17 protein-coding genes are annotated in these 18,013 nt (G+C 58.0%); 11 read left to right on the forward strand and 6 right to left on the reverse strand.

Annotated features, from left to right (window positions below):
* Nucleotides 1–87: 87 nt before the first annotated feature.
* The 3 genes from R0140_RS16910 to R0140_RS16920 all read right to left on the reverse strand — a co-directional run bounded on the left by R0140_RS16910 (nt 88) and on the right by R0140_RS16920 (nt 2,953).
* On the reverse strand, nt 88–642 hold the full coding sequence (locus tag R0140_RS16910) for a carboxymuconolactone decarboxylase family protein (protein WP_012968484.1): 555 nt from the start codon (nt 640–642) through the stop codon (nt 88–90).
* The gene (locus R0140_RS16915; protein ID WP_032739607.1) at nt 639–1,967 is read right to left on the reverse strand and encodes an aspartate aminotransferase family protein; all 1,329 of its coding nucleotides are present in this window, start codon (nt 1,965–1,967) and stop codon (nt 639–641) included. Before R0140_RS16915 ends, R0140_RS16910 begins: the two co-directional genes overlap by 4 nt.
* A gap of 128 nt (nt 1,968–2,095) precedes the next feature.
* A complete protein-coding gene (locus tag R0140_RS16920) occupies nt 2,096–2,953 on the reverse strand; it encodes a MurR/RpiR family transcriptional regulator (protein ID WP_008807647.1) in 858 nt (285 codons plus the stop codon).
* A gap of 226 nt (nt 2,954–3,179) precedes the next feature.
* Here R0140_RS16920 and R0140_RS16925 point away from each other — a divergent pair, with 226 nt between their 5' ends.
* A complete protein-coding gene (locus R0140_RS16925; protein ID WP_032739604.1) occupies nt 3,180–4,190 on the forward strand; it encodes an AraC family transcriptional regulator in 1,011 nt (336 codons plus the stop codon).
* Nucleotides 4,191–4,292: 102 nt separating this feature from the next.
* Nucleotides 4,293–5,123, forward strand: a complete 831-nt coding sequence (locus R0140_RS16930; protein ID WP_032739978.1) for an oxidoreductase — start codon at nt 4,293–4,295, stop codon at nt 5,121–5,123.
* Between the two features lie 13 nt (nt 5,124–5,136).
* Here R0140_RS16930 and R0140_RS16935 read toward each other — a convergent pair whose 3' ends face one another.
* Nucleotides 5,137–6,072 (reverse strand): LysR family transcriptional regulator, encoded by a 936-nt coding sequence (locus tag R0140_RS16935; protein WP_032739602.1) that lies wholly within the window; start codon nt 6,070–6,072, stop codon nt 5,137–5,139.
* Nucleotides 6,073–6,172: 100 nt separating this feature from the next.
* Between R0140_RS16935 and R0140_RS16940 the strand changes: the two genes are divergently transcribed.
* Together R0140_RS16940 and R0140_RS16945 are read left to right on the forward strand one after the other, a co-directional pair.
* On the forward strand, nt 6,173–7,282 hold the full coding sequence (locus R0140_RS16940; protein WP_049139534.1) for an alkene reductase: 1,110 nt from the start codon (nt 6,173–6,175) through the stop codon (nt 7,280–7,282).
* Nucleotides 7,283–7,284: 2 nt separating this feature from the next.
* A complete protein-coding gene (locus R0140_RS16945; RefSeq protein ID WP_023297418.1) occupies nt 7,285–7,878 on the forward strand; it encodes an ester cyclase in 594 nt (197 codons plus the stop codon).
* Nucleotides 7,879–7,967: 89 nt separating this feature from the next.
* On the opposite strand, the gene R0140_RS16950 is transcribed toward R0140_RS16945, so the two are convergent.
* Nucleotides 7,968–8,717 (reverse strand): SDR family oxidoreductase, encoded by a 750-nt coding sequence (locus tag R0140_RS16950; RefSeq protein ID WP_023339971.1) that lies wholly within the window; start codon nt 8,715–8,717, stop codon nt 7,968–7,970.
* Between the two features lie 167 nt (nt 8,718–8,884).
* Here R0140_RS16950 and R0140_RS16955 point away from each other — a divergent pair, with 167 nt between their 5' ends.
* The 7 genes from R0140_RS16955 (at nt 8,885) to R0140_RS16985 (ending at nt 17,281) form a co-directional block, all read left to right on the forward strand.
* Entirely contained in the window at nt 8,885–9,790 is a 906-nt protein-coding gene (locus R0140_RS16955; RefSeq protein ID WP_012542113.1) for a LysR family transcriptional regulator, read from the forward strand.
* A gap of 400 nt (nt 9,791–10,190) precedes the next feature.
* A complete protein-coding gene (locus R0140_RS16960) occupies nt 10,191–10,436 on the forward strand; it encodes a hypothetical protein (protein WP_071983285.1) in 246 nt (81 codons plus the stop codon).
* Nucleotides 10,437–10,751: 315 nt separating this feature from the next.
* The gene (mgtA, locus tag R0140_RS16965) at nt 10,752–13,445 is read left to right on the forward strand and encodes a magnesium-translocating P-type ATPase (RefSeq protein WP_012542116.1); all 2,694 of its coding nucleotides are present in this window, start codon (nt 10,752–10,754) and stop codon (nt 13,443–13,445) included.
* Nucleotides 13,446–13,520: 75 nt separating this feature from the next.
* Nucleotides 13,521–13,745, forward strand: coding sequence for a hypothetical protein (locus R0140_RS16970; RefSeq protein WP_016160720.1), 225 nt, complete (start codon nt 13,521–13,523; stop codon nt 13,743–13,745).
* A gap of 14 nt (nt 13,746–13,759) precedes the next feature.
* Complete coding sequence (locus tag R0140_RS16975) at nt 13,760–15,412, forward strand: Na/Pi cotransporter family protein (RefSeq protein WP_032739599.1); 1,653 nt, start codon at nt 13,760–13,762, stop codon at nt 15,410–15,412.
* Nucleotides 15,413–15,477: 65 nt separating this feature from the next.
* Entirely contained in the window at nt 15,478–15,822 is a 345-nt protein-coding gene (locus R0140_RS16980; RefSeq protein WP_022065847.1) for an SLOG family protein, read from the forward strand.
* A gap of 325 nt (nt 15,823–16,147) precedes the next feature.
* The gene (locus R0140_RS16985) at nt 16,148–17,281 is read left to right on the forward strand and encodes an FAD-dependent oxidoreductase (RefSeq protein WP_032732801.1); all 1,134 of its coding nucleotides are present in this window, start codon (nt 16,148–16,150) and stop codon (nt 17,279–17,281) included.
* Between the two features lie 143 nt (nt 17,282–17,424).
* On the opposite strand, the gene R0140_RS16990 is transcribed toward R0140_RS16985, so the two are convergent.
* Nucleotides 17,425–18,012, reverse strand: a complete 588-nt coding sequence (locus R0140_RS16990; RefSeq protein ID WP_044613483.1) for a TetR/AcrR family transcriptional regulator C-terminal domain-containing protein — start codon at nt 18,010–18,012, stop codon at nt 17,425–17,427.
* Nucleotide 18,013 lies beyond the last annotated feature (1 nt).

Here is an 18,013-nt window from a genome sequence, read left to right on the forward strand (position 1 = left end):
CAGCCTGCGATATATATCGCCGGAAGAACCAATAACAACACTTGATATGCAGGGCGCATTATTATGCGCCCGAATGAAAAGGCTAATTTATTCAGAAAATAGAGAGTCGGTGGTATCCGGTACGGGCGTCTGGGCGCTGTTCATCACCATGGAGAGAAAACTGTAATAACCGTTTATCCCAATCAGATCTACCACGCCCTTCTCACCCCATAAATCAACGGCTTGTTGCCAGGTGCTATCACTCACCTTTTGCTGCTGATGCAGTTGCTGACAGAAGTCATAGATCACCTGCTCATCGGGCCGGAGATCGTCTGGCGGGCGCCGTTGCTTAATCGCCCGCACCGCCGCGGCAGAGATGCCCTTCTCACGTGCTATTGGCGCATGGATCGCCCACTCTACCGGCTGTGACCAGTGCCGTGCTGTCAGCAAAATCGCCAGTTCAGAAAGACGCTGACCCAGCGCGCTGCGATAACGTAAATACTCCCCCATACGCTGGGCATGCGCCATCAGCTCGGGACTACGCAGCAGCGGCTCAAAAGGCGGCAGTAAGGCGCCGCGCGGCCCATTGATGATCTCTTCCGCTAACTGACGTTGCCGCTCGTCCCATTCCTGTTCCGCCAGGGGCGGTAAACGATTGATCATAATTTTCCCGTCTCTTCGCGGATCACGCTGTTCAGCGTATCGACCACAAAGTCGATCTGCGCCGGGGTGATGATAAACGGCGGCGCGATCAGGATGTGATCGCCATACTGACCATCGATCGTGCCGCCCATGGGGTAGACCATCAACCCACGCGCCATACAATTTGCTTTGATCGCAGCATGCAGCTTCAGGGCAGGATCGAACGGGGTTTTGTTGTCTTTATCGCGCACCAGCTCGACGCCGGCAAACAGGCCGCGTCCGCGCGTATCGCCGACATGCGGTAACTCACCCAGCACCTCGCGCAGGGCCTGTTGCAGATAGGCGCCCTGCTGTTTGACGGCAGCCAGTAAATTATCGCGCGCAATCACCTGCTGCACCGCCAGAGCTGCCGACGCGGCGGTAGCATGACAAATGTAAGTGTGGCCATGCTGGAACAACCCGCTGCCCGCCTTCAGCGCGGAAACAATGGTCTCACTCGCCAGTACCGCCCCAATCGGCTGATAACCCCCGCCGAGTCCCTTGGCGATGGTTACTAAATCAGGCACCACGTCGTCTTGTTCAAACGCGTGCAGCGTCCCGGTACGCCCCATACCGCACATCACCTCATCGGCGATATACAGGATGCCGTATTTATCGCACAGGCGGCGCACCCCCTTCAGATAGCCCGGCGTCGGCGGCGTGGCCCCCGTCGTCGCCCCCACCACGGTTTCCGCACAGAAACCGATAATCGTTTCCGGGCCGGCCTCAAGGATGGCTTGCTCCAGCTCATTAAGCAGACGTTCGGTATACTGTTGCTGGGTCTCGTCAGCCCGGCGATCGCGGTACTCATTGCAGGCTGAGACGCGGATAACATCCATTAATAAGGGGGCAAACTGGCGACGGCGCCATTCGTTACCGCCCACCGCCAGCGCGCCCAGCGTATTGCCGTGATAGCTCTGTTTACGGGCGATAAATCGGGTGCGCGATGGCTGGCCGATCTCCACAAAGTACTGCCGCGCTATCTTCAGCGCCGTCTCTATTGCTTCGGATCCGCCCGAGACAAAGTAGGCATAGTTAAGCTCGCCGGGTGCCGTGCGGGTGAGATGTTCGGCCAGCTGTTCCACGACATCACTGGTAAAAAAACTGGTATGCGCATAGGCCAGCTGATCGATCTGGCGGTGCATCGCCGCCAGCACATCAGGGTGTGCGTGTCCGAGGCAGGAAACCGCCGCCCCGCCGCAGGCATCAAGATACGGCTTTCCCTGGGCATCAAAGATATAGGCCCCCTGGGCACGTGAGGCCACGATCGGCGTGCTACGCAGGCTGCGGTGAATGACATGACTCATACTGGGTTCTGCTCCTGAATCCGCTACATTAATTGAGCGTATCTTGCAGGATCCATTTGGATCACGTCAACGAAATAAAGATATAAATGCATCCATAATTCTTATACCAGATACATTTGAATCATTTATCAGGATTTACCGGGGATCACATAGACGCCAGAATCGATAAGATAGCGTTCGGCACTTTCAATTTTACTCACCGCCTCCCGGCCGTGGCGCACCACCAGCATCGCCAGTAAACACTCCGCCAGCCCCATGCCGGAGACCACGGAAGGGAAAAATGACGGACTGTCGATGGAAAACAGCAGCGTGCAGTCTGCCGCCTGCGCTAAGGGGGAAACCGGCGAGTCGGTAATGGCGAGGATCTTCGCCCCTGCCTGCCGGGCTGCCCGTAAAACATCCAGTGATTCGCGTGAATAGGGCGCAAAGCTGGTGAGTAAGACGCAATCCCGGTTGGTCAGTTCGCGGGTGAAAACTTCGATATTGCTGGCCAGGCCATCGATTAACGATACCTGCCGGTTGAACAGTCGATAGACATAAAACAGCGACCACGCGATTGGAAAGCTGGCGCGGAATCCGCAGATATAGACATTCTCCGCGCTATCGAGCAAGGTCACCGCCTGCTCCATCTCCTGCGCATTTTCGTTTTGCGTAAAGGTCAGATTCGCCTGATGCGCCTGAAAAACCTCTTTATACAGCTGCGTTTGCGTGCCGCGGGCCATCATTTTTTCCGCTTTTGATACGTACGTATCATTGCGCAGCCCCAGGTCGTCAATGAAATCGCTTTTCAGCTCGCTCCAGCCGCGGTAACCCAGCCGCTGCGCCAGACGCAGCAGCGTCGCCGGTTTTACCCCGGCTTCCGCCGCGAAGGCACGCATCGATAACACCACCAGTTGGCTGGCATTTTGCAGTGAGAACTCGGCGGCGCGTTGCAGCTCGGGCGACAACCCGCCGAATTCATTAATGATTTTTTCCCTGAGATTCATGGCAGCTACTTACTGGTTTTAAGTGAAAGCTATCTAATCATATTTGAGATCAAGACTCTATAGGTGGCTAACGACCCCGCGGGTCACATCCGTTCCCCCTTCTCATTGCTGGCGTGCTTTACTTCAAATATGGCGCAAGAGGAATGTCACTGGCGGGTGGGAAAAGGTATGCTCTTATCAGGGGGCGTTGCACATCAAAGCCCTGTTCACTGCTGGAAATTTCACCATGGCACGCAACCGCACTTTTTCTCTCAATCTCCGTTGGCGAGCGCTGCTCAAAGACGCAGGGATGGAGCCTGAACATCTCCTCCGCCAGGCCGGTTTGCCGGACGACACCTTTTCTTCAGACATCAATCGCGGTCTGACTACCGATGAGTATCTGCGTTTCTGGCGCGTGCTGGAAAAAGAAAGCGACGATCAGGCCTTTCCTTTGCCCTTTGTAGAAAGGGTCTCTGCGGAAGTGTTTGATCCCCCGCTGTTCGCCGCCTTGTGTAGTACCCACATGATGCAGGCGGTCCAGCGGCTGGCCAAGTATAAACTGCTTATTGCCCCCATGGTGCTGGAGACGACGGTCGTGCAGAACGGCACGCTGACAGTGTCTCCGCGCTGGCTGGGAGCAACAGAAATCCCTGCCTCTCTGGAAGTGGCAGAGCTGGCATTTTTACTTCGTCTGAACCGACTGGCCACCCGCGAACCGGTTCAGGCCGTGAAAGTAACGCTCTCAAAGCCCCTCACCCGCCAGCAGACCCACCACTTTTCAGCCTTCTTCGGCACAACCATACAGCATGGAAAGCGGGCGACCATCAGCTTTGCCGCCGCTGATGCCCTGCGGCCCTTTTTGACGGTGAACGAAGGTATGTGGCAGGTCTTTGAGCCGGAGCTGCAGCGTCGTCTCAGCCAGCTTAGCGATCAGGCCTCAACGGCTGAACGTGTTCATGCAGTCCTGCTGGAGCTTCTGCCGGGCAACGACGCCTCTATCGACAATACGGCGCAACGTCTGGGAATGAGCAAACGCACCCTGCAGCGCAGGCTGGAGCAGGAGGGAGAGAATTATCGCGCCCTTGTTCACGCTTGTCGCGAAGCGCTGGCTCGCCACTATCTTCTCAATACCACGCTTTCCGGTTATGAGATCGCCTTTCTGCTCGGTTTTGAAGATCCGAATTCCTTCTATCGGGCTTTTATGGCGTGGACCGGCCAGACGCCAGAAACCCTCAGAGACATGATGCGCCTCAACTAAGCGCGCGTCATGGCGCGCTTTGCCAGTATTGTGGCGCACCGTGCCAGCGACACCGCGCCTGACAGCAGGCACACTCAGCGCAGTCTACTTGCCGAGGTGCTTATGTTTATTCAGGAAAAGAAAACCGCGCTGGTCACCGGCGCATCGTCAGGGATGGGGAAAGCCATTGCCCGTCGTCTTATCCAGGAGGGTTACCAGGTTTACGTTGCTGCCCGGCAGCTCGGGAAAATGGACGATCTGGCTTCGCTAGGGGCCCAATGCCTGCAGATGGATCTCTCACGACAGGACGATCGGTTGGCGGTCGTGAACACCATTCTGTCTCAGACCGGAGGGGTCGATGTACTGGTCAATAATGCCGGTTTTGGCCTGTATGGCCCGGTCGAAGAGATCGGTATCGATGAGGCTCGCTACCAGTTTGAGGTCAATCTCTTCGGCGCGGCGCATCTCACGCAACTACTGCTTCCCGCGATGCGCGCCCGCCGTCGCGGATATATTGTCAATATCTCTTCCATGGGCGGGAAGATGTATAGCGTCCTCGGCGCATGGTACCACGCCACCAAACATGCACTTGAGGGGTGGTCAGACTGCCTGCGGCTGGAAGTTGCCGACTTCGGCATCAAGGTGGTTATCATCGAACCTGGAGTGATTGAAACCGGCTTCGGCGATGCGGCCAGTGAAAGTATTGTCAAACGTTCGGCCACAGGACCGTATGGTCAGTTGGTAAGAGGGGTCGCCCTGTCGATCCAAAAAACGTACGGCCATGGCACCGGCAGCGACCCGCAGACGATCGCCGAGGCGGTCCTGGTCGCGGTGAAGGCCTCAAATCCACGCCCCCGTTATGCCGTCGGTAAGTATGCCAAACTGCTTATCCGGATGCGTGTCTGGCTGGGCGACCGTCTTTTCGATCGTATTATCCTCAGCCAGATGCGCTGAGGTCATGTTCTGCTCACCTTCGCCTCGCGCTGGAGGGGGATGACTCCCCCAGCCAGTCGATAAAAAACGTCATAAACGCCGACACCTGCGGCGGCTGCAGCTTTCGCTGGGGAAAGACAAACTGCAGCCCAACCTCCTTGCGGTCTAAGGGGCTGAATCCGGTGAAGCGCTCGGCAAACAGCACCTGAAGCCGTCCCTCCTCGACATCCCTCTTCACATCCCACCATGATTTACCGGCGATCCCCGCCCCGCTGAGCGCCCACTGCCGCAGCAGTGCCCCATCGTCGCAGACCATCGCCGGCGTCACCCGCACCACGCGCTCCTTTCCCGCCTCCTCGAAGCGCCATTCATTCATCACCACACCGTGCCGCTCCAGCGCCAGACAGCGGTGATGGTGCAACTCGTCGAGGGAGGCAGGCGTTCCGTGGGTAGCAAGATAAGCCTCCGAAGCCACCAGCACCCGGTGGTTGGGGCGGATATGGCGGATCGCCAAACTACTGTCTGGCAGGTTACCGACGCGAATGCTCATATCCAGCCGGTTGGCGACCAGATCCTCCACGCGCTCCCCTAAGAACACGGAAAACGTGACCTCCGGGTGACGGCGGGAAAAGTCGACGATGGCCGGGCTAAGATACTGTCGGCCAAAGTCGGAGGGGGCGGAAAGACGAATATTGCCGCTCAGCACCCCTTCCTTTTGCGTCAGCAACGATTCGGCGTGACGGGCCTCCTCCAGTACGCGCCGCGCGGCATGATAAAAATCTTCCCCCGCCCTGGTCAGGGTGATCGCGCGCGTGGAACGATGGAACAGGCGGGTCTGGTAGCGCTCCTCCATCGCCTTCAGGCGGGCCGTCATGGTGGCCGGTGAGAGCGATAACCGTCTGCCGGCGGCGGAGAGTCCCCCCGCCTCGGCGACAGCCACCAGCAGCGCCATATCTTCCAGCTTGCCCATTTTTCGTATTTCCTGAAAAGTGAATCTGTTTTTAGCCTAATTATCAAATTCAGATCCCGACTGTAAAGTGATTTTCATTCCACTCGCAAGGGACACCCGTATGAACAGGCTCTCACTTTTCGATCGTTACCGCATCGGCACGCTGCCGTTGAAAAACCGCATCGTCATGGCTCCCATGACCCGGGCGCGCGCCCTGCAGCCCGGAAATATCCCCTCCGCGCTGATGGCGGAATATTACCGCCAGCGCGCCAGCGCCGGATTGATCGTCACGGAGGCGACGCAAATCTCTCCTGAGGGACAGGGATACTCCTGGACGCCTGGCCTGCATTCCGCTGAGCAGATTGCCGGCTGGCAGCTGACGACCGGGGCCGTTCACCAGGCTGGCGGCGTTATCTTTTCTCAGCTCTGGCACGTGGGGCGGATGTCGCACGCTCGTTTTCATGCGGATGGGCAACCCGTGGCCCCGTCGGCGCTGGCGCCGGACGCCCAGGTCTGGGTGGTGGATGAGCAAGGCCGGGGCCAGATGGTGGACTGCCCACCGCCGCGGGCGCTCTCCCGATCGGATATTCAGCGTATTGTCGCCGATTACCGTCAGGCGGCGCGCAATGCGATAGCGGCGGGATTTGACGGCGTGGAAGTGCACGGCGGCAATGGCTATCTGATCGACCAGTTCCTGCGGCGTACCGCCAACCAGCGTACTGATGAGTACGGCGGTAGCCTGAGCAACCGGATCCGTTTTGCCCAGGAGGTGCTGACCGCCATCGGCGACGTCATTGGCCGCGAGCGGACGGGCATCCGCCTTTCCCCCTTCATTACCCAGCGCGGGATGAACGACCCGCAGGTGATCGACGCCATCCTTGCCCTGGCGGCCTGGTGCGAACAGCAGGGTATCGCCTTTATCCACCTGGCGGAGGCGGACTGGGACGATGCGCCAGCCGTTCCCCAGCACTTTCGTGACACGCTGCGCGCGACCTTCAGCGGCACCCTGATCGTGGCCGGCAATTACGATCAGCAAAAGGCGGAACGTATCCTCACCGCCGGTTTCGCCGACCTGGTGGCTTTCGGCCGGCCGTTTATTGCTAATCCTGACCTGCCGCAGCGGCTTCAGCACCGCTGGCCGCTGGCGACCGTCAGCGATCCCGCCACGCTGTTTGGCGGGACAGAGGTGGGCTATACCGACTATCCCTTCTATACGGAGCTTAAAGAGTGAAAATGACCCGCAAAATGTTACCTGCCAGCCGTAGTTTCGCTGTTGTCTGCGCGCAGGCCAGACGCGGCATCGCGCTGCGGCGCTGCGCCACAGCGCTGCTGCTTGCCGGGATATCCGGCTCCGCGTTTTCAGCCCCGCAGGGTTTGCTGAAGCCAGCCCAGCTCATCGTTGACAACGGCCTTCCCCCTGCCACACGCGTCGCCAATGAATATGTCGCCAGGCAATACGCCACGTTCTGGAATACCGGTGATGAAGCGCTGGCCCGGGCGGCGCTGGCGGGGAATTTTATCGATAAAACGCCCCCGGAAGGGCGTCGGCAAGGGCCGGAAGGCGCGATCCTCGCCTCCAGAGCGTTTCGTCAGGCGGTGCCGGATTTACGCTGTGATGTCGAACAAATGATTGTGGCCGGTGACCGGGTGGTCTCACACTTACATTTTCATGGCCACTTTACCGGGACCTTCGGCACCCGGAAGGGTAAGGGACAAAATATCGATTTTATCGCCACCGATATCTATCAGATCAGCGGCGGTAAAATTGCCGCCAACTGGCATATTGAAGATAACCTGACGCTGATGAAACAGCTGGGCGCGCAATAAGCTGCCCACCCGAGCGGTGAGTAAGCGATCGCCATAACCACGAGCCCCCCGGCATCCGCCGGGGCGGCTCGCCTGGCGACAGACTGTGCTTAGATTTGCGCCATTCCACCGTCGACATAGATCTCTGCGGCGTTAATAAAGCTCGACTCGTCAGACGCTAAAAATACCACCGCCCTGCCAATCTCCTCCGGCTCGCCCAGCCGCCCGAGCGGTACGCTGGCGGCCAGGGCGTCGAACAAGCCCTGACGGTCCGCCTCCGCAACCAGTCCTCCCAGACCCGGGGTACGCACCGGCCCCGGGCTGACGACATTGATGCGGATCCCGCGATCGTTCACCTCCAGCGCCCAGGAGCGCGCCAGGCTGCGTACCGCAGCTTTACTGGCGCTATAGATGCTGAAGTTCGCCGTCCCTTTGACTGCCGCCGTAGAGCCGGTCAAAATCACCGAGGCGCCGTCGGTGAGCAGCGGCAGCGCTTTCTGGACGGTGAACACCACCCCGCGCACGTTGGTGGCGAAAATCCGCTCGACGTGCGCCTCGGTGATGGCGCTGAGCGGCAGCATATCCCCGCCGCCAGCATTGGCGAACAGCACATCCAGGCGGCCGGACTCGTCGGCAATAGTCGCAAATACCGCGTCAAGGTCGCTTAACACGGCGGCGTCGGCGCGGATCCCGCGGGCGGCGGGCCCGATGAATCTTACCGCCGCATCCAGCTCCTCCTGTCGGCGGCCGGTGATATACACCTTCGCGCCCTGCTCCGCCAGCGCTTTCGCCGACGCCAGGCCAATCCCGGTGCTGCCGCCGGTCACTAACGCCACTTTATCCGCAAGTTTTTTGCTCATGGTGCATTTCCTTGGTTAGAGTATAAACAGGCCAGGCTCGCGAAAGCGCCCCGCCGGGTATGGAAAGCACTGTAATCGCCTCAAAGAGGCGGAAAAATGGCCTAATCTGAAAAACACTTTTCCCCTCCGTGGATAATGGACGCCCGCTAACCAGGATACTGCGAATAATGGACCGATTTTCAGCCCTCAAAGCCTTCACCCGCGTTGTCGAAGCCGGCAGCTTTACCCGCGCCGCGGACTCGCTGGATATGCCCAACGCCACGCTCAGCAAAACCATCAAGCAACTGGAAGCGCACCTGGGGGTTTCCCTCCTGCAGCGCACCACCCGGCGTATTACCGTGACGCCGGAAGGACGGGAGTACTATGAAAAAGCTCGCTGCCTGCTGGAAGACCTGGAAGAGATCGACGCCTCCTTCAATACCGCCCACAATAAGCCGAAGGGCCATCTACGGATCGCCATCGGTGGGTCGACCGCGTGCGATGTGCTGATCCCGCTGCTGGCGGACTTTATGACCGCCTGGCCGGATATCCGTATCGATTTGCAGGTGGCCGATAAACCCGCGGACCTCATCAGCGGCAATATTGACTGCGCCATCCGCGGCGGGCCGATGGATGACTCGACGCTGATCGCCCGTAAAATCGGCGAGGCGACGCTGGTCACCTGCGCCACCCCTGGCTATCTTCAGCGCTGCGGCACGCCCGCCTCGCCGGATGAACTCCATCATGGCCACCAGCTCATCAGCTATCTGTCGCCGGCCAGCGGCAGAGCGTTTCCGTTTCGCTTTACGCGTCACGGCGTCAGTACCGAGCTCAAGACAGAGCCCCATCTCGGCATCAATGAGAGCAACGCGCATATTGCCGCCGGCGAGGCGGGCTTAGGCATTGTGCAAACCTTTACCTATTCGCTAAAACCCGCGCTGGCAAGTGGCAAGCTGGTGGAGATCCTCGCCGCCTGGCGCCCGGCCCCCTATCCCTTTCACGTCGTCTATGCCCGGCACCGGCACGTGCCGCCCCGGCTCCGCGTCTTTATTGAATGGCTGGCGGCGGTTTTTCCGGCTGCGGTGCAGGGATAAAGCGCGTTATCTGACGCAGCGCCGAGGGTGGTCCACAATTGAACGCACTGACCGCTATTTTTCCTTTTTACGACCGTCCGAAAAACACCAATGATTAAATCTACGATTTGATGTTTCTACACAAAATATAAACGAAGATTTAAATTGATATGAATGGGTTGACAATAACATTGGCTATGGGTAGATTTCATGGGCCTAAGTTGTGGCCTTTCCTAATCTGACATAAGAGACTAATGGATACTGAATTTAGTAGCGGTCCGAATATGGCCTTAACGGTTATTCGGACAAGTAAACATAAAATCGATTGTGATCACTTCTTCGTTTTGGTGTGTCTCGCCGGAGCCTGATGCTCTCGTGTTGTCCCACCTCGCCCAGAGTTTTCACGGTCCCGAGGTGTGTTATGAACTTCAAATCTACCCTTTTTCCTGGTGTCAAAACCATGACATCAACGCTGCGTGTCCGGCCGCCCCGCGATCGGGCGTCGTCTGCGCGAAAAAAACAGCAAAGCTCTATATTCTCTTCGAAAATCATCGAGTTGAATCAACGCATTACTAACTGGCGCGTCAGTCCTGTCACCGGCCAGCTGGAGCGTCGTTGCCGCTTCTCTGATGGCGAAGACCCACAAAGTCGCCCCTTCGTCGCCTGATTCAGCCGTTACGCCGTAGGCCGTGTCTGCGCGCTATGCCGCAGCCCGTTTTCGTGCGTCACGCTGAGTTAAGTCACTGCTGGTACCTGTTTATTCACTGATGTATTCATACTTGTACATCGGCAGGAATAATCACGTCCAAATAAAACAAAATATAAACTTCACGCCTGTTTATTTTTAATAATAAACAGCGGGAAGCCCTGTGCGAAATTAATTAAAACCGATCGCTGATGCGACATCGGGCTATTTTCGGCCGCCCTTAATCCGGGTCTTACCGTAAAAAGCCTGCTGCCGCCCGGCGACAGGAGCAGCACCATGACGGTACAAATCAAGAACCGAAATAAAAAAAGCACGCTGTCTATGCGTGCCGCCCAGGAAGCCCAAAACGGTATCGCAGAAACCCTGGTCAACCTCAACACTACCCGGGAAGGGCTGCAGGAAGCCCAGGCAAATGCCCGGCTGGAGCGGGATGGCCTGAACGAAGTGACTCATGACAAGCCACCGCACGCGCTGATCCAGCTGCTGATGGCGTTTAACAACCCGTTTATTTATGTGCTCGCCATTCTCGCCGGGATCAGCTTCTTCACCGACTACTGGCTGCCCACCAGCCATGGCGAAGACGGCGACCTGACGACGGTGATAATCATCGGCACCATGGTTGCCCTCAGCGGACTGGTGCGCTTCTGGCAGGAACACCGCTCGGCCAAATCGGCCGAAGCGCTGAAAGCGATGGTTCGCACCACCGCGACGGTCGTTCGTCGCGAACACGCTGGGCAAAAAGGAACGCCACGTGAAATCCCGATGCGCGAGCTGGTGGTGGGCGATATCGTGCAGCTCTATGCGGGCGACATGATCCCGGCCGACGTCCGTTTGATCGAATCACGCGACCTGTTTATCAGTCAGGCCGTCCTGACCGGCGAAGCGCTGCCGATTGAGAAGTACGACACCCTCGGCGACGTGGCGCAGAAATCCGCGCACGACAAGGCGGTTGACAACGAAAATCTGTTGGATATGCCTAACATCTGCTTCATGGGGACCAACGTTGTCAGCGGCACCGCTCAGGCGGTCGTGGTGGCGACCGGGCCAAGGACCTACTTTGGCTCACTGGCAAAAGCGATTGTCGGCACCCGGGCGCAAACGGCGTTTGACCGCGGGGTGAACAGCGTCAGCTGGCTGTTGATCCGCTTTATGCTAGTGATGGTGCCGGTGGTGTTCCTGATTAACGGCCTGATGAAGGGCGAATGGTGGGATGCCCTGCTGTTTGCTCTGGCCGTCGCCGTAGGCCTGACGCCAGAAATGCTGCCAATGATCGTCAGCGCCAACCTCGCCAAGGGCGCGGTGGCCATGGCGAAGCGTAAAGTCGTGGTTAAGCGCCTTAACGCGATTCAGAACCTGGGCGCGATGGACGTGCTGTGCACCGACAAAACCGGCACCCTGACGCAGGATAAAATCATCCTTGAGCACCACGTCGACACGCACGGTCAGAAAAATCAGTCCGTGCTGGCGCTGGCCTGGCTCAACAGCCACTATCAAAGCGGCATCAAAAACTTGATGGATCAGGCGGTCATTTACTTCTCTGAAAATGAGTCGGGCTTTGTGCAACCTCAGGGGTACAGCAAAGTCGATGAGATGCCGTTCGACTTCGTGCGCCGTCGCCTGTCGATTGTGGTGAAAGACAGCCAGAGCAATCATCTGCTGGTGTGCAAAGGCGCCGTGGAGGAGATGCTGAGCATCGCCACCCACATGGAAGAGAATGGCAAGGTTATCCCCCTCGACGATCAGCGCCGTGACGCCATGCTGGCGATGGCGAACGACTACAACAAAGACGGCTTCCGCGTTCTGGTGGTCGCTACGCGCGACATTCCGAAAGCCGAAGCGAAAAGACTGTACAGCACCGCTGATGAGCACGATCTGATTATCCGCGGCTTCCTCACCTTCCTCGATCCACCTAAGGAGAGCGCGGGTCCGGCGATTGCTGCCCTGATGGATATTGGCGTCGCAGTCAAAGTGCTGACCGGCGATAACGCGATTGTCACTACGCGGATTTGCCGCCAGGTGGGACTGGAGCCAGGCGAACCGGTACTCGGCCCGCAGATTGAGGCGTTGAGCGACACGGCCCTGCAGCAGTTGGTGGAAGAGCGCACGGTGTTCGCCAAGCTAACGCCGCTGCAGAAATCACGCGTGCTGAAGGCGCTGCAGGCCAACGGTCATACGGTGGGCTTTCTCGGTGACGGCATTAACGATGCCCCTGCTCTGCGCGATGCCGACGTGGGTATCTCGGTCGACAGTGGCACCGATATCGCCAAGGAATCGGCCGACATCATCTTGCTGGAAAAGAGCCTGATGGTGCTGGAAGAAGGCGTCATCAAAGGCCGCGAGACCTTTGGCAACATTATGAAGTACCTGAACATGACCGCCAGCTCCAACTTCGGCAACGTGTTCTCGGTACTGGTGGCCAGCGCGTTCATTCCGTTCCTGCCGATGCTCGCGATCCAGTTGCTGCTGCAAAACCTGATGTACGACATCTCCCAGCTCGCGCTGCCGTGGGACAAAACGGACAAAGAGTTCCTGAGCAAACCGCGCAAGTGGGATGCAAGAAACATCGGCCGCTTTATGGTCTGGATTGGCCCGACCTCGTCCATTTTTGACATGACGACCTTTGCGCTGATGTGGTTTGTGTTCAGCGCTAACAGCGAACACATGCAGACCCTGTTCCAGTCCGGCTGGTTCGTTGAAGGCCTGCTGTCGCAGACGCTGGTGGTGCACATGCTGCGTACCCAGAAAATTCCGTTCATTCAGAGCACCGCCGCCTGGCCGGTACTGATGATGACCGGTCTGATTATGGCTATTGGAATTTACGTGCCGTTCTCTCCGCTCGGGCCGTTGGTTGGGCTGCAGGCGCTGCCGTGGCAGTACTTCCCGTGGCTGGTCGGCACCCTGCTCGCCTACTGCTGCGTGGCGCAGGGCATGAAAACGTTCTACATCCGTCGCTTCAGGCAGTGGCACTAATTCTGCGTTAAAGACGGTGATTCACGTGCCGCTTCGGCGGCACCTTTCAGGCAGGCCACACAGGCTGGAAGCATTATGGAAAAGCAACATTCCATCATTTTCCTGATTAAAAATAAGACCATCGCGTTGATTGTCTTATTTTTAATGAAAATAACCCGCACCCTTCGCGTCCGTGCCCTGGCATGGTACGCCGGAGGGAAGATTAACTATCAACACACTAAAGCATTACTGAACCTCGCCAGCGCCATACATCGTTTTTCGATCAGGTTACTGCGTTTTATTTCACTACCCGCCCTGTAGAGGGGGAATTCATAATGTCCGGAACCACTCTGTTAATTCACCTGGCTGGCGCCATCGCATTGCTGCTCTGGGGCAGCCATATGATTTCAACGGCGCTGCAGCGCGGCTTCGGCACGCCGCTGCGCAACTGGATGGGACGCCACCTCACTAACCGCTGGACCGCCCTGCTCTCCGGCATTGGCATTACCGGCATTCTGCAAAGCAGCACGGCGGTCAGTATGATGGCGACGTCATTTACCGCCGCAGGTACGCTAAGCCTTGCCCCCGCGCTTGCGGTGATGCTCGGCGCCAACATCGGCTCCACGCTGGTGGTCCAGCTGATGAGCTTTAACATGGAAATCGCCATTCCGCTGCTTCTGCTGGCCGGGTTTGTGGTTTTCAAGCTACGCGACCATTCCAGCTTTGAAAGCGTGGGCTGCGCCCTGATTGGCCTCGGCCTGATGCTGCTGGCGCTGCATTTACTGGGTGGCACGCTGCAGGACATTGAGGTCACGCCGGTGTTTCATGCCGTGATGCAGGGGCTACAGGGCGATATTTTCATTGCCCTGCTGGTGGCGGCGCTCCTGACGCTCCTGTGCCACTCCAGCGTGGCGATGATTTTGCTGATCGCCTCCCTCGCCGGTACCGGCACGCTGACCCCGGCTACGGCCCTGGTGCTGGTGCTTGGCGCCAACATCGGCGGCGCGTTACCGCCGGTGTTAAACGCCGGGTCCGCGGTGGCCCGCCGCCTGCCGGTTGGCAACCTGATGGTCCGCCTGTCCGGCTGCGCGCTGGCGTTACTGCTTCTGCCGTTGCTGATGGCGATCGCCCGTAAATCCGGGCTGAACACGCCGCAGCTGGTGGTGTGGTTTCATACCGCCTTTAGCGTGGCGCTCGCGCTGCTGTTTATCGGCCTGAACGTGCCAATGGCTCGCTTCCTGGAGCGACTGTTTCCGGAAGAAGAGCGCGTAGGCGACCCGGGTATGCCGATGTATCTCGACGATGCGGGTCTGGAAGTGGCTTATATCGGCCTGTCCAATTCGGTTCGCGAATCGCTGCGCGCCGCCGACATGCTAACCATCATGCTGGACCGACTGCTGGTGCTGTTTGTGACCCAGGAAAAACAGGCTGCCGATGACATCCGCCAGCTGGAGCAGTCGGTCGATCTGCTCAGCGCGGCGGTTCGCGCCTACCTCGCCGACATTGGTCAGGACGGGCTGAATGATGCGGATGCCGCTCGTGCCCAGGAGATCCTGATGTTCATCATCAATGTTGAGCACGCGGGCGACATTCTCTCCAGCAATCTGACCCAGCTGGCCACGCGCCGCGCACGCCGGGGAGAACATTTTAACGACTTTGAATTACACCATATTCGCCTGCTGCATGCGGAGCTCCTCACCAGCCTGAACTTAGGAATAGCGGCATTCCTGCGTGAAGACTTGTCTGCTGCCCACCAGCTGGTGCAGCGCAAAGAAACCATCCGCCAGCTGGAGGCCTCCGCCAGCCGCGAGCACTTCAAAAAACTGCGGGAGGACAAGAATGCCTGGGCGGAATCCGGCGACATTTTCCAGCGGGTGCTACGGGACTACCGCCGCGTGCATCACCATATCGCCGCCGTCGCCTACCCGGTCATTGACCGCCTGGGCGATACCTCGCTGCGGTTTATTGAAACGCCGCCGGATGTTTAAAAAACAATAACCGCCAGCGCGCGGACGAGATCCTTTTCAAGGCAAGCAACGTTAAGGTACAAAAAATGCGAGTGTTAATCTGCTCGGGTCGGTTTTATGCCGACACCCATACCATCACCCATGTGCTGGATCTCTATGCCCGTACACAGACGATTAACGTGTTGATTCACGGAGGGCACCAGGCGCTGGGCGGCGCGATAGAAAACTGGGCGCGCGGGATCGACGTTCACGTGATCCGCTACCCGGCAAACTGGGCGCTGCACGGAAAATATGCGGAGACAAGGCGCAATTTGTTTATGCTGGAAGACAGCCGCCCTGACGTACTGCTGGCTTTTCCTGGCGGAGAAGATACGGCGGAGTGCATAAAGATGGCGAAACACAGAGGGATCCGCGTCATCGACGTCGTTTAACCTGAGTGGGTGAAGTTCGGTGACCATGGCCACAGGCAGGCGTCCGCTGAAGGGGTATTGAATGACGGCCTTGACGATTAACCAGCAATGGTCAATATAGAGAACCTTACTCGTCTAAGTGTAAGCTGAGCGCAGAGAGGAGAGTCAGGCGGGGGGCCCGGCCCCCAATTGTCCGGGAACATTATGGGCAATACCGCTCAGCATACCCTCAGGCTTCCGTTGGTCCCCGGGATGAGATTTCACGTCCACTCCCCTTATTCGTGCGGTATCGAAACCAGGAACAGCCGGACAACGACACCCGCCATACCTTACCTGGAGCGAAAAAATGACCTCATCCATTGCCATCGTCGGAGCAGGACTCGGCGGCCTCATGCTCGCACGTGTTTTACATGTTCACGGCATTTCCTCTGTGGTCTACGAAGCTGAAGCCTCTCCCGAGGCCCGCCCACAAGGTGGCTTGCTGGATATCCACGATCATAATGGCCAGCGGGCGCTGATAGCGGCAGGCCTGTACGATGCCTTCCGGGCCCTTATTCTTCCTGGTGGTCAATCCACGCGCGTACTCGATAAAGAGGGCAACGTATTGTTCGAGCAGTTCGATGATGGTTTGGGCGGCCGACCAGAAGTCTCTCGCGGCGCGCTTCGCACGCTGCTGCTGGAGTCGCTTCCTGCGGACACCGTGCAATGGGGCCGTAAAGTGGCAGATATCGTCCCCCATGATGACGGCACGCATAGTTTGTACTTTACGGATGGCGCCACCACCAGGGTCTCCCTGGTGGTGGGCGCAGATGGTGCCTGGTCGCGTGTCCGCGCTCTGGTCACCGATGCTGTCCCTGCCTATGCGGGATTTTCGTATGTCGAGCGCTGGCTTAGTCACGTTGATACTGATCATCTGGCTTGCGCGCAAGCAGTAGGCCGCGGCTCATTTTTTGCGCTCTCGCCAGGCAAGGGTATCATGGCGCACCGGGAGCCTGGCGGCGTGATCCACGTTTACATTGCTCTGTGCCAACCCCAGGCCTGGTTCGCTGACGTGACGTCCGCTAATGCACAGGTTGACGTGCAACGCATAGTCGATGAATTCGATGGCTGGGCGCATCCACTGCAAACATTGATTACGGAGGGTGATGGTGAGCCCGTATTGCGCCCTATTCACTTTTTACCTCCCGGACTTCGATGGCCGCGAACAGCAGGCGTAACGCTGTTGGGCGACGCCGCGCATCTTATGCTGCCGTTCGGCGAAGGCGCTAATCTCGCGTTAGAGGATGGCGCTGAGCTGGGACTCGCGATTGCGGCCAATGCAGATAATCCTGAAGCCGCGCTGTCCGCTTATGAAGAACAGATGTTTATCCGCGTCGAAAGTGCGGCCAACGACGCGCAGGCAATGGCAGGCATTCTCTTTGGGGACGAGACACCCGGCGCGTTGTTGCATTTTTTTAACCAGTATAAAACAGGATCCTGATCCCCGACGCTGCGGTGATTCTTGCGCCATGAACAAATAACCCTCCCGCCATCGGGAGGTCAATGTTCAGTAATGTCCGGAGAATAACGCTCCGGATATAAAATCATTAAAACGCTGTCGCAATAGCTGAAATCTGGAACGAGTTATTTTAATAACCCCTTCATGATCAAAGACAGACCGAACTCAAAACAGGTATCCGGATGTTGGTGGGTAAGCGCATCGATACGACTGATTTCTGTTGAGGGTGTAGACAATCTTTCATCATCATGTCTGTCTGTACGAGACTGCTCCTCTAATACGCATCCCAGGGTATATTCGCTCATAGTGAGTAATATCATTGCGGCTTCGGCCTCAGAAAAGCCGGCCCGCATAAGGTAAGCCACCTTTGGGTAGAACGTTTCCCCTCCTACCCGCGCCGGTGTTGTCCCCGCATGGAGCAGTGCGCCATCCCGATGAGCGAGAAGCGCGCGGCGGAAACTGCGCGCGTTATTTGCCAGCCAGTCTGCCCACTCGGCCGTGTCTTCAGCCAGCGGAAGCGAATGGTGCCTGGCCAAAACAGTTGCGGCCATCTCTTCCAGTAAGCTGGCCTTGTTCCTGAAATGCCAGTACAGCGTTGCGGATTCTACCCCCAGCTTTTGCGCCAGCTTTCGCGTCGTTATCGCTTCCAGCCCGACTTCATCTAAGAGTGCTAATGCAGCATTAATGACCTGATCCCGCTGAATTTTAGCCATG

Origin of the sequence: Klebsiella sp. w6, assembly GCF_033100215.1 — a bacterium.
GTDB classification, from domain to species: Bacteria; Pseudomonadota; Gammaproteobacteria; order Enterobacterales; family Enterobacteriaceae; genus Klebsiella; species Klebsiella variicola.

Excerpts from the sequence above, each read along its gene's own strand:
- R0140_RS16910 (WP_012968484.1), bottom strand. The coding sequence starts at position 642 with ATGATCAATCGTTTACCGCCCCTGGCGGAACAGGAATGGGACGAGCGG.
- R0140_RS16915 (WP_032739607.1), bottom strand. The coding sequence starts at position 1,967 with ATGAGTCATGTCATTCACCGCAGCCTGCGTAGCACGCCGATCGTGGCC.
- R0140_RS16920 (WP_008807647.1), bottom strand. The coding sequence starts at position 2,953 with ATGAATCTCAGGGAAAAAATCATTAATGAATTCGGCGGGTTGTCGCCC.
- R0140_RS16925 (WP_032739604.1), top strand. The coding sequence starts at position 3,180 with ATGGCACGCAACCGCACTTTTTCTCTCAATCTCCGTTGGCGAGCGCTG.
- R0140_RS16930 (WP_032739978.1), top strand. The coding sequence starts at position 4,293 with ATGTTTATTCAGGAAAAGAAAACCGCGCTGGTCACCGGCGCATCGTCA.
- R0140_RS16935 (WP_032739602.1), bottom strand. The coding sequence starts at position 6,072 with ATGGGCAAGCTGGAAGATATGGCGCTGCTGGTGGCTGTCGCCGAGGCG.
- R0140_RS16940 (WP_049139534.1), top strand. The coding sequence starts at position 6,173 with ATGAACAGGCTCTCACTTTTCGATCGTTACCGCATCGGCACGCTGCCG.
- R0140_RS16945 (WP_023297418.1), top strand. The coding sequence starts at position 7,285 with ATGACCCGCAAAATGTTACCTGCCAGCCGTAGTTTCGCTGTTGTCTGC.
- R0140_RS16950 (WP_023339971.1), bottom strand. The coding sequence starts at position 8,717 with ATGAGCAAAAAACTTGCGGATAAAGTGGCGTTAGTGACCGGCGGCAGC.
- R0140_RS16955 (WP_012542113.1), top strand. The coding sequence starts at position 8,885 with ATGGACCGATTTTCAGCCCTCAAAGCCTTCACCCGCGTTGTCGAAGCC.
- R0140_RS16960 (WP_071983285.1), top strand. The coding sequence starts at position 10,191 with ATGAACTTCAAATCTACCCTTTTTCCTGGTGTCAAAACCATGACATCA.
- mgtA (WP_012542116.1), top strand. The coding sequence starts at position 10,752 with ATGACGGTACAAATCAAGAACCGAAATAAAAAAAGCACGCTGTCTATG.
- R0140_RS16970 (WP_016160720.1), top strand. The coding sequence starts at position 13,521 with ATGGAAAAGCAACATTCCATCATTTTCCTGATTAAAAATAAGACCATC.
- R0140_RS16975 (WP_032739599.1), top strand. The coding sequence starts at position 13,760 with ATGTCCGGAACCACTCTGTTAATTCACCTGGCTGGCGCCATCGCATTG.
- R0140_RS16980 (WP_022065847.1), top strand. The coding sequence starts at position 15,478 with ATGCGAGTGTTAATCTGCTCGGGTCGGTTTTATGCCGACACCCATACC.
- R0140_RS16985 (WP_032732801.1), top strand. The coding sequence starts at position 16,148 with ATGACCTCATCCATTGCCATCGTCGGAGCAGGACTCGGCGGCCTCATG.
- R0140_RS16990 (WP_044613483.1), bottom strand. The coding sequence starts at position 18,012 with ATGGCTAAAATTCAGCGGGATCAGGTCATTAATGCTGCATTAGCACTC.